This is a genomic window from Bacillus mojavensis (assembly GCF_012648005.1).
In the GTDB taxonomy this organism is placed as follows: domain Bacteria; phylum Bacillota; class Bacilli; order Bacillales; family Bacillaceae; genus Bacillus; species Bacillus mojavensis.
In genome coordinates this window covers 811,941-825,553 of record NZ_CP051464.1, presented here as the reverse complement: position 1 = coordinate 825,553, position 13,613 = coordinate 811,941, and the positions used below count along the sequence as shown (strand labels likewise).

General features: G+C 46.0%; 13 protein-coding genes and 1 pseudogene. 8 read left to right on the top strand and 6 right to left on the bottom strand.

The window, feature by feature from the left end:
• Positions 1-14 precede the first annotated feature (14 nt).
• The 3 genes from HC660_RS04200 to HC660_RS04190 all read right to left on the bottom strand — a co-directional run bounded on the left by HC660_RS04200 (position 15) and on the right by HC660_RS04190 (position 3,386).
• A complete protein-coding gene (locus tag HC660_RS04200) occupies positions 15-1,451 on the bottom strand; it encodes an anion permease (protein ID WP_168747183.1) in 1,437 nt (478 codons plus the stop codon).
• 126 nt (positions 1,452-1,577) lie between these two features.
• A complete protein-coding gene (locus HC660_RS04195; RefSeq protein ID WP_168747182.1) occupies positions 1,578-2,840 on the bottom strand; it encodes a pectate lyase in 1,263 nt (420 codons plus the stop codon).
• 198 nt (positions 2,841-3,038) lie between these two features.
• A complete protein-coding gene (locus HC660_RS04190; RefSeq protein ID WP_010333357.1) occupies positions 3,039-3,386 on the bottom strand; it encodes a YflT domain-containing protein in 348 nt (115 codons plus the stop codon).
• 236 nt (positions 3,387-3,622) lie between these two features.
• Here HC660_RS04190 and HC660_RS04185 point away from each other — a divergent pair, with 236 nt between their 5' ends.
• From HC660_RS04185 to HC660_RS04160, 6 genes are all read left to right on the top strand, one after another.
• Positions 3,623-3,991 carry a DUF3212 family protein gene (locus HC660_RS04185; protein ID WP_010333356.1) on the top strand — a complete coding sequence of 123 codons (369 nt, stop codon included), beginning with the start codon at positions 3,623-3,625 and terminating at the stop codon, positions 3,989-3,991.
• Between the two features lie 118 nt (positions 3,992-4,109).
• Positions 4,110-5,060 carry a Fe(3+)-citrate ABC transporter substrate-binding protein YfmC gene (locus HC660_RS04180; RefSeq protein ID WP_168747181.1) on the top strand — a complete coding sequence of 317 codons (951 nt, stop codon included), beginning with the start codon at positions 4,110-4,112 and terminating at the stop codon, positions 5,058-5,060.
• Positions 5,061-5,131: 71 nt separating this feature from the next.
• A complete protein-coding gene (gene fecD / locus HC660_RS04175; protein ID WP_024120546.1) occupies positions 5,132-6,133 on the top strand; it encodes a Fe(3+) dicitrate ABC transporter permease FecD in 1,002 nt (333 codons plus the stop codon).
• Positions 6,130-7,131, top strand: a complete 1,002-nt coding sequence (gene yfmE, locus HC660_RS04170) for a Fe(3+)-citrate ABC transporter permease YfmE (protein WP_101860588.1) — start codon at positions 6,130-6,132, stop codon at positions 7,129-7,131. The genes fecD and yfmE overlap by 4 nt, the downstream gene beginning before the upstream one ends.
• 12 nt (positions 7,132-7,143) lie before the next feature.
• Entirely contained in the window at positions 7,144-7,941 is a 798-nt protein-coding gene (gene yfmF, locus HC660_RS04165) for a Fe(3+)-citrate ABC transporter ATP-binding protein YfmF (RefSeq protein ID WP_010333352.1), read from the top strand.
• A gap of 105 nt (positions 7,942-8,046) precedes the next feature.
• Positions 8,047-9,066, top strand: a complete 1,020-nt coding sequence (locus HC660_RS04160) for an NADP-dependent oxidoreductase (RefSeq protein ID WP_168747180.1) — start codon at positions 8,047-8,049, stop codon at positions 9,064-9,066.
• A gap of 48 nt (positions 9,067-9,114) precedes the next feature.
• On the opposite strand, the gene HC660_RS04155 is transcribed toward HC660_RS04160, so the two are convergent.
• Positions 9,115-9,561: a GNAT family N-acetyltransferase gene (locus HC660_RS04155; protein WP_168747179.1), complete on the bottom strand. Its 447-nt coding sequence runs from the start codon at positions 9,559-9,561 to the stop codon at positions 9,115-9,117.
• A 68-nt stretch (positions 9,562-9,629) separates the two neighbouring features.
• The gene (locus tag HC660_RS04150; protein ID WP_168747178.1) at positions 9,630-10,763 is read right to left on the bottom strand and encodes a DEAD/DEAH box helicase; all 1,134 of its coding nucleotides are present in this window, start codon (positions 10,761-10,763) and stop codon (positions 9,630-9,632) included.
• Positions 10,764-10,935: 172 nt separating this feature from the next.
• Between HC660_RS04150 and HC660_RS04145 the strand changes: the two genes are divergently transcribed.
• Positions 10,936-12,492, top strand: coding sequence for an ABC-F family ATP-binding cassette domain-containing protein (locus HC660_RS04145; RefSeq protein ID WP_168747177.1), 1,557 nt, complete (start codon positions 10,936-10,938; stop codon positions 12,490-12,492).
• A gap of 118 nt (positions 12,493-12,610) precedes the next feature.
• On the opposite strand, the pseudogene HC660_RS04140 reads toward HC660_RS04145, so the two are convergent.
• Positions 12,611-12,764 (bottom strand): annotated as a pseudogene (locus tag HC660_RS04140) (hypothetical protein).
• A gap of 284 nt (positions 12,765-13,048) precedes the next feature.
• Between HC660_RS04140 and HC660_RS04135 the strand changes: the two are divergent.
• Complete coding sequence (locus tag HC660_RS04135) at positions 13,049-13,594, top strand: GNAT family N-acetyltransferase (RefSeq protein WP_168747176.1); 546 nt, start codon at positions 13,049-13,051, stop codon at positions 13,592-13,594.
• Positions 13,595-13,613 lie beyond the last annotated feature (19 nt).

Below are 13,613 nucleotides of genomic sequence, written 5' to 3'. Positions count from 1 at the left end.
TGCCTTTTTTCTTTCTACCATATCCCTAATACTTTCCACCATAACCCGCCGATCACAAGCCATGTGACAATATGAACGATCGACAGGATAAATCCGATAGACCACCATTTGCCTTGCGAAATGTAGCCTGCTCCGAAGAAGACCGGAGCCGCTCCAGAACCGTAGTGGGTTGTTGACCCGAACAGATTGCTGAAGAATGCGAGGCTCAGCGCTGCTAAAAGCGGCGGTGCGCCCGCTGCCACGACCACAGCCAAAAATGCTGAATACATCGCACTGATGTGAGCCGTCGCACTTGCAAAGAAGTAGTGAGAGTAATAATACACAACAATTAAAATTAAAAATGCCACAATCCAAGAGAATCCTGATACAGATGATTTCATGGCGTTGCTGAACCAAGAAACCATGCCTAATTCATTCAGGAAGTTGGCCAGCATAACGAGCGCCGCAAACCAAGTGAGCGTATCCCAAGCGCCCTGTTCTTTCTTGATATCATCCCAAGTCAGAACCTGTGATAATAAAAGAACTGACAACCCAATCAATGCGGTTGTGGTTGCGTCGATGTTGAAGCTGCCGCCAAAAATCCAAAGAACAAGCACTAAAAGAAACACAATAACCATGGAAAGCTCTGATTTTTTAAATGGTCCCATTTCTTTCAGTTTTTCGGTTGCGATTTTCGCTGCGTCCGGTGTTTCTTTAATTTCCGGCGGATACAGCTTGTAAATCACAAGCGGCGTGATGATTAAACTTACAAGTCCCGGAACAATCGCGGCAATTGCCCAGCTTGTCCATGTTAAGTCCACCCCTGCGACATCATGGGCCAGCTTGGCAATCAGCGGGTTTGCCGCCATCGCCGTCAGGAACATAGCAGATGTAATCAAGTTTCCCTGAAAACCGGTTTTTAATAAGAAAGCACCGATTTTTCTTTCTGTTCCATCTGCCGGGCTTGATCCGAATGTTTCGGATAATGATCTGATAATAGGAAATATAATGCCTCCTGCACGCGCCGTATTACTTGGAATAGCAGGTGATAATATTAAATCACTGAACAGCAGTGAATAAGAAAGTCCAAGGGTTTTCTTCCCGAATTTCTGAACGAATACATACGAAATTCTCGCACCTAGTCCGGTCTTGATAAATCCCCGGGAAATAAAGAATGCGATGACGATAAGCCAGATGGTCTTATTCCCGAATCCGCTTAATGTATCCTCAATTGATAATGTTCCAGTTAGTGCAGTAACCGCCAATGCAAAAATTGCAATTGCACCCATTGGCAAGGGCTTGGAGATAAAGCCGATAATTGTCGCGACGAAAATCGCAAACAAATGCCATGCTTTAGGTTCAAGTCCGGACGGAGCGGGAATAAACCAGATGATTAGTCCCACAGCGACAGTAATAAGCAATGGAACAAGCTTAACTGCTGACTGTTTTCCTGCGTCTTTTTCTGAAGCCATAAATAGGTCTCCTCCTATATACTTGTTTTCCGATCCCCTTTCCCATTCTACTCCTTAACTAAGTTAATAAACATTTTAATTAATTAAAAAAACACAAAGGTGAGCACCCTTTGTGTTTTTTTCTACTTAATTTAGTTTACCCGCGCCCGCTTGAGATGTAACATTTGATTTCACATTGGCGGAAGCATCAATTGTTCCGTGCAGAGATGGCGTCCATCCGACAGAGGAGCTCAGCCCGTTTGCAGCCGATGCGTTGATCTGCGTACCGTTCAGCAGTGTGCCGGAATCATATAAGGCCGTTCCTCCGCTGAATACGCTGATCGTTTTAGCAGCGGTCAATCCCGGAACGTCAATGGCATTGTTTTGTGCGTAAATTTTAGATGATTTTCCGATTCCCCAGGCATAGCTGAAAGCATAACTGGAAGAGCTTGTACTGCCTTCATAATAGTTGTTGTAAACGTGTACCTGTCCAAAACGGACTCTCGGTGCGCGCTGAACGATATTTTTGTAGCGGTTGTGATGCAGTGTGATTTTTAATTTGCCGTCATCAGAAGTTTTGCTGTCGCTTGATCCAAAAATGGAGCTTTTATCATGATCGTGATAGAAGTTATAAGACATTGTAATGTAGTTAGCGCCGTTAGAGGCATCAGTTTGGCCGTCATGGTGCTGATATTCTCTCCCAAAATATTTTGGAGAGGTGCTGTCTGGACGGGAACCGTCATTAAATGTACAGTGATCGATCCATACATGTGTACCGCCGTTTATTGTGATGTTGTCATATTGTGAGTTCCAGTTTCCTGAACTTCCGTCAGTCGGATCCCATTGCGGAAAATAGTCATATGCGTCTTGGAATTCGATATTGCGGATAATGACGTTATCGCTCTTGATCTGGAAGTTTCCGCCCAGAATTTTAGCATTTGACCCTGAACCGACGATCGTCGTATTTGCAGGGATATCCACCATCACGCGTGCTTTTTGGTTTTTCTGTGAGCGTGCTCTGGCCTCTTCCTGTGCTCCGGATGGTTCTTTTTTGCCCCATGTGCCTGGGTCATAGGCCTTCAAATATTTGTTCAGATCGTACTCTGGATCTTTATAATCATTCAGACCAAGCGGCTTCAGATTGTCATCAACATTCATGTCAATCGTTCCCTTGATATAAATGATTTTTGGCGTTGTGTTTGTGTCCTTGCCCAAAGACGAAACGAGCTGATTCCTGTTGCTGACTGTATACACGTGGGATGACGAGGCTTTTGATCCGCCTGTTGTACCGGTCGAGTAGGCTCCCCAGCCATCATTCGATCCTAACGTCTGATGGCCCAAATCCGCTGCGTTCGCCCCAACCGGAGTCAAGCCTAATAGCAAAGCCGTAGCTAACATCACTTTTTTCATTCAGTATGAACCCCCATTTTCTATTTTATGAGAATTTGTTCCATTTTCTCACAAAAATATAATAGCAAATTCATGGACATCCATAACCGAAAATGTACCGCCTATTATTGCGGTATCCTGCAAAAAAACACCGCAAAGACCGCAAAAATAAAAAACCCCAAAAGGACGATAATCGCCTTTTGGGGTTACAATCCTGCATCACGCCCAAGATTTTACTTTTTCGTTGTCTGTCACAAAGAGAAGGACTTTCCCTTCATCGAGCCGTTTTTCAAACTGAGCCGCTTCGTCTTCTGAAAAACCGATTTCATGAATTTTATTGCGAAGCTCATCCCCTTTTTTGTTAAACATGTTCCCTACCGCGTGTTTGAAACCTGTTTCTTTGGCTCCGATCGTGTTGGCATTGGTGTTGTCTGCCAGTCGTTCCGTTCTGTCATCGTCGTGAGTTAAGACGTATACATCCTCTTTTGCGACACCCATTTGCTGTAGTTTTTCTACATCCTTCATGAGCTGTTCGTCGTTTGTATATTCTCTTACAACTGGTTTCATTTCTAATTCCTCCTTCATCATGTCTATGTTATGTTTATACCCGATCCTGTTTCTATGAAACAGCATCCAGAGCATTAGGCATAAAAACAGGAAGAATGGTAGTAGATATTTATTTTCTGATCATGGTAAAGTGATAGGAACATAGTATTTTCAGAATAGTCTTAAATCAAAACCGCTGCACGGAGTGTCCGATTTTGAATCGCCATCTTTATCCGTACAAGCAGGAGGTATGTCCAATGCAATACTTTTCACCAAAACAGCAATACAATGCGTGGGTTGTGAGTGATTTAGTAAAACAGGTCTTCCATCAGCGTGTCGGCTATTCAGCAGGCATTCATCAGCTTGCCATCTTCGCCGAGAAAACATTTCACATCGATATTGACTTTGTTTTCTCTATTGTTATGAATATCGGTGACATTGAATTTGCGATCTCTGAAGAAATAGAAAAAAAATTGTCCGGCTATCTCAGCGTTCTCCTTCCCCATGTCAGCAGAGATATGCTTGAAGCCTCTAAAGCCAACGCCAGTTCGTTTTTATCCCACAGACATGGCGATGCTGTGTACGATTTATTTGTGCCAGATGACGCTTACATCAAAAAAACATAAAACAGAGGGCTTCTGTTTCTTTATTTAAAAAATATTGACATAGAAAGCCATACTATTATAGTGTTTATTTGTGATAATGATTCTCATTATTAAATTCAGAAAAAAAGGAAGAAAACAAATGCGCACCTATCCTAATAAGTTTATTGCCATCATCAGTGTTTTATTAATCGCTTGTTTCCTTATATCCGGCTGTTCATCAAGTCAGGATAACAGCGGCAGCAAAGCCGGAAGCAAATCTAAGGATTCAAGAGTCATTCAGCACGAAGACGGGAAAACAACAGTGACCGGCACACCTAAAAGAGTCGTTGTGCTTGAGCTTTCATTCCTGGATGCTGTCTACAATCTCGGCATCACGCCGGTCGGCATCGCCGATGACAACAAAAAAGACATGATTCAAAAGCTGGTTGGCAGCTCGATTGATTATACATCAGTAGGCACGCGAAGCGAACCGAATCTTGAGGTCATCAGCTCCTTGAAGCCTGATTTAATCATCGCTGACGCTGAACGCCATAAAAACATTTACAAACAGCTGAAACAAATTGCGCCGACCGTTGAATTAAAAAGCCGGGAAGCGACTTATGATGAAACAATGGACAGCTTCAAAACCATTTCTAAAGCATTAAATAAAGAAAAAGAAGGAAAAGAAAAACTCGCCGACCATACAAAGGTCATTAACGGTCTGAAAGCGGAGCTTCCGAAAGATGAAAACCGCAGCATCGTTCTCGGAGTGGCAAGAGCCGATTCCTTCCAGCTTCATACGTCATCTTCTTATGACGGAGAAATCTTCAGCATGCTCGGCTTTACGCACGCCGTGAAGTCAGATAACGCGTATCAAGAGGTCAGCCTCGAGCAGTTAAGCAAAATCGATCCTGATATTTTGTTTATTTCAGCCAACGAGGGTAAAACAATCGTAGATGAGTGGAAAAAGAATCCGCTCTGGAAAAACCTAAAAGCGGTGAAAAACGGACAAATCTACGATGCAGACCGCGACATTTGGACAAGATTCAGAGGAATCAAATCCAGTGAAACAAGCGCCAAAGACGTGCTCAAAAAAGTGTATAATAAGTAGGACAAAAGAGAAGCGAGGAGAATCCTTGCTTCTTCGTTTTTGCAAACAGACGCAGTAAGGAAGTGAGACTGTTGTATTACTCAGCCAAACGGCGCTCATCATCAAGATTAATGGTTTTTATCATTGCACTGATCATCCTTATTTTCGGGCTTGGGCTGAATCTCTCAGTAGGCGCCTCAGACATCGGCATCATTGATGCTTTGACATATCTTTTTGTATGGGACGGATCAAAAGAACAGCTTATCATCTCTACTCTTCGCCTCCCTCGCACATTAATCGGTGTTTTCGTCGGCGCCAGCCTGGCTGTAGCTGGGGCGCTGATGCAGGCCATGACAAGAAACCCTCTGGCTTCACCTCAAATTTTCGGTGTGAATGCGGGTGCATCGCTGTTTGTCGTTGCTTCTCTCGTCATTCTGCCGGCATCGTCCTACTCATCGGTCGTGTTTGCTTTTGCAGGTGCGGCGGCAGGCGGCGCAATTGTGTATATGATTGCCTCTTCCGGTGGAATGACACCTGTCAAACTGGCGCTGTCTGGAATGGCGGTGCATTTGTTCCTGTCCTCCATGACACAGGCGATTATTATTTTAAATGAGTCGGGAGAGGATGTGCTGTATTGGATGACGGGTGCGATTGACGGCAGCAACTGGCAGGACGTCATGACCATTGCCCCGTTTTCTGTCATCGGTATCGGACTTGCCCTTGTGTTTTCAGGTCCCGTTTCTGTTCTCGGACTCGGTGATGAAACGGCAAAAGGACTCGGGCAAAACATGAACGGCATGCGGATTCTGATCAGCTTTATCATTTTAATTCTTTCCGGCGCTTCTGTGGCGGTTGCCGGCCCAATCGGCTTTGTCGGGCTGCTCGTTCCGCATATCGTCCGTAAGCTGATCGGAGAAAATTACAAGTATGTGCTGCCGTTTTCGGCACTGTTCGGCGCCATCTTATTGGTGTACGCAGATGTCCTGGCCAGATGGATTGCATTCCCTTATGAATCCCCGGTCGGCATTGTCACCGCCATTATCGGCACACCATTTTTCTTATATTTAGCAAGGAAAGGGCGAAATCTGAAATGAAGAAATCAACCAGAAAACAAAAACGCCCCTTGCTGGCCATCCTTATATTGGCTGTCATCTTGCTAGTGCTGTCCGTGATCAGCATCGGCTTCGGGGCATTGTATATTTCACCTGATGCGGTGGTTACGAATCTGTTAGGGATGGATCATTCCTTCGAGTTTATTATTCAGCAGTACCGGCTCCCCCGCATTATACTGGCGATTCTGGCAGGCGCCGGGCTTGCCGCTGCCGGAGCCATTTTGCAGGGTGTCATCCGAAATCCCCTTGCGTCTCCGGACGTTGTCGGAATTTCAAAAGGGTCCGGACTGGCCGCCATGGCCGTTATTCTCATTTTTCCTGAGTCTCCGGTCTACGTGCTGCCGTTCTCCGCATTTGCCGGAGCAGCCATTATTGCTGTAGTATTATTAATGATAGCCCGCAAAAAAAGCATTCAGCCCTCATCATTGGCTTTATCAGGCATTGCCTTAGGCGCGGTCTGCCACGCCGGCATGCAATATATGATGGTCAAATTTCCGGGGGACGTTAATGCAGCGCTCATTTGGCTGACAGGCAGCCTCTGGGGGAGAAACTGGGAAGAAGTCAAGCTCCTTGCGCCATGGCTGCTTGTCCTTTTGCCGATTGTCTGCATCCTCATTCCGAAGCTGGATCTGATGTCACTCGGAGATGAGCTAGCGCAGGGTCTCGGCGAAAACGCAAACAGGCTGAGATTCATTCTGATTTTCACCGCAGTTGCGCTGGCGGGGAGCTGTGTAGCCGTCGTCGGATCAATCGGTTTTATCGGGCTGCTCGCTCCGCATATCGCCAGAAGGCTTGCCGGAGAAAAAGCTAAATATTTACTGCCTGCATCGGCATTAATCGGTGCTATTATATTACTAATCGCAGATACATTAGGACGCGGCATCATGCCTCCGGTTGAGATACCAGCCGGCATATTGACAGCTGTGATCGGCGCGCCTTATTTTTTATATTTATTGAAATTCGAAGCGAGGAAACAGTAGGGAGAGGATACCATGGGAAAACTGGCTGCAGACCAGCTCACTCTTTCATATGACAGCACAGTGATTATTGACGGAGTCGATTTAAAGATTGAAGAAGGAAAGATCACTGTGCTCATCGGCGCCAACGGCTGCGGAAAATCAACAATCCTCAAATCGCTTGCCAGGCTGATGGCTCCAAAAAGCGGCACGGTTCTATTAGAAGGAAAAGATATTCATCGCCAGCCGTCCAAAGAAGTGGCTAAAAAGCTGGCGATTCTTCCTCAGTCTCCTCAGGCGCCAGAAGGATTGACGGTACAGGAACTATGCTATTTCGGCAGACATCCTCATAAAAAACTGTTATCCAAGCATACGCAAGAGGATCACGATATGGTAGAGTGGGCGCTTGACGCAACCGGGATGAATGAGCTGAAGGATCGGACACTTGATGCCCTTTCAGGCGGTCAAAGACAAAGAGCCTGGATTTCCATGGCGCTTGCACAAGGCACTGATTTGCTCTTGCTCGATGAACCGACCACTTACTTGGACATTTCTCACCAAATTGAGGTGCTGGAGCTGCTGAAAAAGCTGAACCGGGATCATGGACGCACAGTTGTCATGGTGCTTCACGACTTAAACCAAGCCGCTCAATATGCTGACTATCTGATCAGTGTACTGGACGGAAAAATCTACAATGCCGGAACACCGGAAGACGTCTTTACCCAGCCGTTTTTCCGGGAAGTCTTCGGCTTGGAATGCTGCATCATGAGAAGCCCGATCGACCAGAAGCCGATGTGCCTGCCGATGGGACTGTGCCCGAAACTACGGACGTGATGAAAAAGGAGAGGATACCCTCTCCTTTTTTTATGCGGCTTACTTTTTGTATTTCATCACTTGTCCGTGTTACATTGGTGTCAATCAAATGATAGGAGGATGAATATGACAATAGCTCAACAGCAGATTCAATTAGCCAGACGTCCGCAAGGGGTGCCTGTTCACGAAGACTTCCGCTTTGAAACGATATCCATTCCTGAGCCGAAGCAAGGTGAGGTGCTTGTCAAAACACTCTATGTGTCAGTCGATCCTTACATGCGCGGGCGAATGCAAGACACGAAGTCATATGTAGAGCCATTTGCCTTAGACGAAGCGCTGTCAGGCGGTGTCATTGCTGAAGTCATGTCAGACGGAGATAAGCTCAAACAAGGTGAAATCGTCATCGGAAACCTGAACTGGCAGGAATATTCCGCTGTCAGCGAGTCCGCCGTGCGAAAAATTGATACAAGTCTCGCTCCTGCTTCAGCGTATCTCGGCATTTTAGGAATGACCGGTTTGACGGCTTATTTTGGCCTATTGGACATCGGCCGCCCGAAGGAAGGCGAAACCGTGGTTGTCTCCGGAGCTGCAGGGGCTGTCGGTTCCGCTGTCGGACAGATCGCCAAAATCAAAGGCGCACACGTCGTCGGGATCGCAGGCTCTGATGATAAAATTGACTACTTAAAGAATGAACTGCAATTTGACGAAGCGATTAATTACAAAACCGCAGATGATATTCAAAAAGCGCTCGCTGACGCTTGTCCGAACGGTGTCGATGTGTATTTTGACAATGTCGGCGGGCCGATTTCAGATGCGGTCATGAACCTCCTTAATGAGTTTGCCCGCATTCCGGTGTGCGGCGCCATTTCTTCCTACAACGCGGAAAACGAAGCGGATGACATGGGCCCTCGCGTCCAATCCAAGCTAATCAAAACGAAGGCGCTGATGCAAGGGTTTATCGTAAGCGACTACTCCGATCGTTTTCCTGAAGGCGCAAAACAGCTGGCGGAATGGCTGAGAGATGGAAAGCTTCATTATGAGGAAACCATCACTGAAGGCTTCGAAAACATTCCGGATGCGTTTCTTGGCTTATTTAAAGGAGAAAATAAAGGAAAACAGCTGATCAAAGTCAGCGATCCGAGCTGAAGATGAAAATGGGAGGGCTTTTTGCCCTCCTTTTGGGTTTATATGAGGTCAGCTACGAAGAATCAGCGTAAGAAAACCATCTTCATCTGGTTCCGTATCCTCCAAAGTGAAACCTACTGCTTGAAAGCAAGCTAAACTGATTTGATTGTCTTCTTCAATGCATGCCACCCATTCCCGCACGCTAGTAAAATCAGGTTCGGTCAGCAGTTTTTGCAATATCCGTTTTCCGTACCCTTGAAGCCGGTACATAGGATTAACGATCAATCCAATATACGTCCGCTCCTCCCCGAACTCAATAACGGCCATCCCTGCTGGCAGCTGTCCATCATATGCCATGATGACAGTATCCTGTTCATCTTTATTTACTCGTGCATACCACTCATCTAATGGCAGCATGCCATCCATTCTCCGCCTGGTATCTTCATGTTCAAACCAGTGTTCAAGGATTTTCAGCTCTGGCTCCTTCACTACTTGAAATCTGTCTATTGAAACCATCTTCCCACCCCCGCGCGAAACCTTTTCTATTATTTTACAACAAAAAAGAAGGGCTTTTGCCCTCCTTTTTATTTCGTCTTCAATTTTCCGCCGGCATACACAGCTTCACTCAGCTCCACGCCAAGCTTCTTCGCCATTTTCTTCAGCTTTGATTCTTCCATACGCGTGACAAGACTCAGCACGTTTCCTTCTTTTCCAGCCCGTCCTGTTCTCCCTGATCTGTGAACATAGCTGTCTTCATCAGGAATATCGGCGTGGATCACATACGGCAGGTTTTCAATATCCAAACCGCGCGCGGCAATGTCAGTTGCCAAAAGCAGCGGGAACTCGCCCTGCTCAAACGCTTTAATGATTTTCGCACGCTCCATTTTTTTCGCCTCACTGTGAAGGATGCCAAGGTCGACATGATGGTACGCCAGCTTTTCCGCGTACACACTCAGGTTGCCGATATCTCTCACAAACACAAGCGCCTGCATGCCTTGAAGCCTTGAAAGCTTTTGCAGCAGCTTCACTTTGTCGCGCTGGTCACAGATGATGTATTGATGCTTCACTTTTCCCGCTTCCGCCTTGCTGCGTTCTACCTTCAGAACCTCAGGCTCTTTCGTCATGTCGCGGAGCACATCTTCTGTTTCTTTCTTCAGTGTGGCAGAAAAACAAAGAAGCTGGCGGTCTCTTAATGTCGTTTTAATGATTTGCTTGATCGTTTCACGATGCTCCGGCAGGACAAGCTGATCGGTTTCATCAAGTACGATCGTTTTTACTTCATGCATCTTGAGTTTTTTCGCTTGAATCAGCTCAAACACCCTGCCAGGCGTCCCGACGATCAAATGCGGATGATTTTTCTTCAGCTTTTCGACCTGCTTCTTCACATTCGCCCCGCCGATTAAGGAAACTGCACGTAATTCTGATCCCATTTTCCAGTCCTGGATCACCTGAAAAATCTGCATCACCAGCTCACGTGAAGGTGCTAAAATCACAGCCTGCGGATGCTTCTGATCAGGTTTGATGCGCTCCAATACCGGCAGTGCGTAGGCAAGCGTCTTACCCGTTCCTGTCGGCGATTCAGCGATGACATCCTTACCTTCCATGATGAGTTCGGCTGCCTGCTCCTGTACAGGAGTCGGCTCTTGGAAGCCTGAAGCGTTCCAATTTTCTTTGATAAATGATTGTGCATTATGTAAAAATGGCCAAGTTTGCGTCATTTTGTTCTCCTCGATTCTTAAAATCTATTCCATAGTATCTCAAAACAGCGCGCGGAACGCAATTTTTCTTTTTCTTTCCTATGCCTTTCAACAATCGACTTCCTCCTTTATAATCAAAAGGGTGAATATTACACGCCGATTGTGCGTGTTTGATAACGATAGAGGTGTAAACATGAGTATTTTATCTGTAAAGGACTTAAGCCACGGCTTCGGTGACCGGGCCATTTTTAATAATGTATCTTTCCGTCTTTTAAAAGGCGAGCACGTCGGTCTGATCGGCGCAAACGGTGAAGGAAAATCGACCTTCATGAATATTATTACCGGAAAGCTTGAACCTGATGAAGGAAAAGTCGAATGGTCAAAAAATGTCCGTGTCGGCTATCTGGATCAGCATACCGTGCTGGAAAAAGGAAAATCCATCCGTGATGTGCTGAAAGACGCATTCCATTACTTATTTGCAATGGAAGAAGAAATGAATGAGATTTATAACAAAATGGGTGAAGCTGATCCTGACGAGCTTGAAAAGCTTCTTGAAGACGTCGGTGTGATTCAAGACGCGCTGACAAACAATGATTTTTATGTGATTGATTCCAAGGTAGAAGAAATCGCCCGCGGCCTCGGCTTGAGTGATATCGGACTGGACCGTGACGTTACTGATCTGAGCGGGGGTCAGCGCACAAAAGTGCTTCTCGCCAAGCTGCTTCTGGAAAAACCGGAAATCCTGCTTCTCGATGAGCCGACCAACTACCTTGATGAACAGCATATCGAATGGCTGAAACGCTACCTGCAGGAGTACGAGAATGCGTTCATCTTGATTTCCCATGACATTCCGTTCTTAAACAGTGTCATCAACCTGATTTATCATGTAGAAAATCAGGAGCTGACACGCTACGTTGGTGACTATCATCAGTTTATGGAAGTCTACGAGGTGAAGAAACAGCAGCTTGAAGCAGCCTACAAAAAGCAGCAGCAGGAAGTCGCAGAGCTGAAGGATTTTGTTGCCCGCAACAAAGCCCGCGTCAGCACGAGAAACATGGCGATGTCCCGCCAAAAGAAACTCGATAAGATGGATATGATCGAGCTTGCGGCAGAAAAGCCAAAACCGGAATTCCACTTCAAGCCGGCGAGAACGTCAGGCAAGCTGATTTTCGAAACGAAGGATCTCGTGATCGGTTACGATTCCCCGCTCTCCCGTCCGCTGAACCTCCGCATGGAGCGCGGCCAAAAAATTGCCCTCTACGGCGCAAACGGGATTGGGAAAACGACATTGCTGAAAAGCCTGCTTGGTGAGATTCAGCCGCTCGAAGGCTCTGTTGAACGAGGCGAGCACCTCTTTACCGGCTATTTCGAGCAAGAGGTCAAGGAAACAAACAACAATACGTGTATTGAAGAAGTTTGGAGCGAATTCCCTTCGTATACCCAGTATGAAATCCGCGCCGCTCTGGCAAAATGCGGACTGACAACAAAACATATCGAAAGCCGCGTCTCTGTCTTAAGCGGAGGCGAAAAAGCGAAGGTCAGACTGTGCAAGCTGATCAATTCGGAAACCAACCTGCTGGTGCTCGATGAGCCGACAAACCACTTGGATGTTGACGCCAAGGAAGAACTCAAACGCGCCCTTAAAGAATACAAAGGCTCCATTCTTCTTATTTCTCACGAGCCTGAATTCTATATGGACATAGCGACAGAAACATGGAACTGCGAGTCTTGGACGACGAAAGTGCTTTAAACCGAAGAAAACCCGCCTGCTGAAGGGCGGGTTTTTTACTGCCATTTTTTCTGAACGATTCTCAATAGCTCTCTGTCTTTTAAAATGAGCTGCAATGGCGAGGTGAATTCATCAAGTGTCAGCTCTCTTTTGGCAGACAGCTCAAAGTCTTCCTCATCAGCCCATGCGGTGAACCACTCGACAGAAAAGCTGTTTTTCATGACGCCGTGTATGTAATGATAGAGCACCTGTAAACACTTCTGATCATATTCGTCAGGCTTTGCCTTATCCATGGCAAACGCCCCCTCTTCAGCATGAACCATCACCTGATATGGCAATCGCAAATGAACGGATACATCCTCAGTTTCTTCAAGATAAATGCCCGCCGCGTCGATGCCTGACCGAAGCGGATGCCCTTTCCGTGAACGCCGTTCTTGCTGACCGAAAAAACCGGTTTCTAAAGGAGTTTTAGCCGTTAAATAGTAAAATTGTGTCATAAAGGCTGTCCTTTCCTGCACCAATTCGATTATGATGCCATTATAACGAATAATATTTACTGATAGTCAAGGGGTATATCATGATCATCGACAAAAAAGAATTCAATGTAAATGAACTTCAATACACCATTCGATCAGCTCGTGCAGAGGATGCACAGAAGCTGTCTGTATTAAGGCTGAAAATTGATGGAGAAACGGAATACATGGATCGGGAGAAGGGTGAGGATTTCATAGATGCACCCGGTTTTGAACAACGGATAAAGGAAGATACTGAGAAGAAGAGAAATTTATTTTTAGTTGCTGAAGTGCAGGACAGGCTCGCGGGGTTTTCCAGATGTGAGGGTACTGATTTAAAGCGATCCTCTCATAAAGTGGAGTTCGGTGTATGCGTGTTAAAAGAATTTTGGGGTTATGGCATCGGGAAGCATCTTTTACAGCAGTCTCTCTCTTGGGCGGACACCAACGGAATGAAAAAAATCTCACTGAATGTCCTGGAAACAAACGAAAGAGCCATTTCACTATATAAGACATACGGATTTGAAGCAGAAGGAATCTTAAAAAAGGAGAAATTGCTTTCTGACGGAAACTACTACAATACGGTTGTAATGGGAAGGTTCCATGATTAAAAAAGACACTGCATATGCG

What these genes read in the sequence shown, in the direction of transcription:
- HC660_RS04195 (WP_168747182.1), bottom strand. Translation starts at nt 2,840, where the DNA reads ATGAAAAAAGTGATGTTAGCTACGGCTTTGCTATTAGGCTTGACTCCG.
- HC660_RS04135 (WP_168747176.1), top strand. Translation starts at nt 13,049, where the DNA reads ATGATCATCGACAAAAAAGAATTCAATGTAAATGAACTTCAATACACC.
- HC660_RS04185 (WP_010333356.1), top strand. Translation starts at nt 3,623, where the DNA reads ATGCAATACTTTTCACCAAAACAGCAATACAATGCGTGGGTTGTGAGT.
- HC660_RS04155 (WP_168747179.1), bottom strand. Translation starts at nt 9,561, where the DNA reads ATGGTTTCAATAGACAGATTTCAAGTAGTGAAGGAGCCAGAGCTGAAA.
- HC660_RS04145 (WP_168747177.1), top strand. Translation starts at nt 10,936, where the DNA reads ATGAGTATTTTATCTGTAAAGGACTTAAGCCACGGCTTCGGTGACCGG.
- yfmF (WP_010333352.1), top strand. Translation starts at nt 7,144, where the DNA reads ATGGGAAAACTGGCTGCAGACCAGCTCACTCTTTCATATGACAGCACA.
- HC660_RS04160 (WP_168747180.1), top strand. Translation starts at nt 8,047, where the DNA reads ATGACAATAGCTCAACAGCAGATTCAATTAGCCAGACGTCCGCAAGGG.
- HC660_RS04150 (WP_168747178.1), bottom strand. Translation starts at nt 10,763, where the DNA reads ATGACGCAAACTTGGCCATTTTTACATAATGCACAATCATTTATCAAA.
- yfmE (WP_101860588.1), top strand. Translation starts at nt 6,130, where the DNA reads ATGAAGAAATCAACCAGAAAACAAAAACGCCCCTTGCTGGCCATCCTT.
- HC660_RS04200 (WP_168747183.1), bottom strand. Translation starts at nt 1,451, where the DNA reads ATGGCTTCAGAAAAAGACGCAGGAAAACAGTCAGCAGTTAAGCTTGTT.
- HC660_RS04190 (WP_010333357.1), bottom strand. Translation starts at nt 3,386, where the DNA reads ATGAAACCAGTTGTAAGAGAATATACAAACGACGAACAGCTCATGAAG.
- HC660_RS04180 (WP_168747181.1), top strand. Translation starts at nt 4,110, where the DNA reads ATGCGCACCTATCCTAATAAGTTTATTGCCATCATCAGTGTTTTATTA.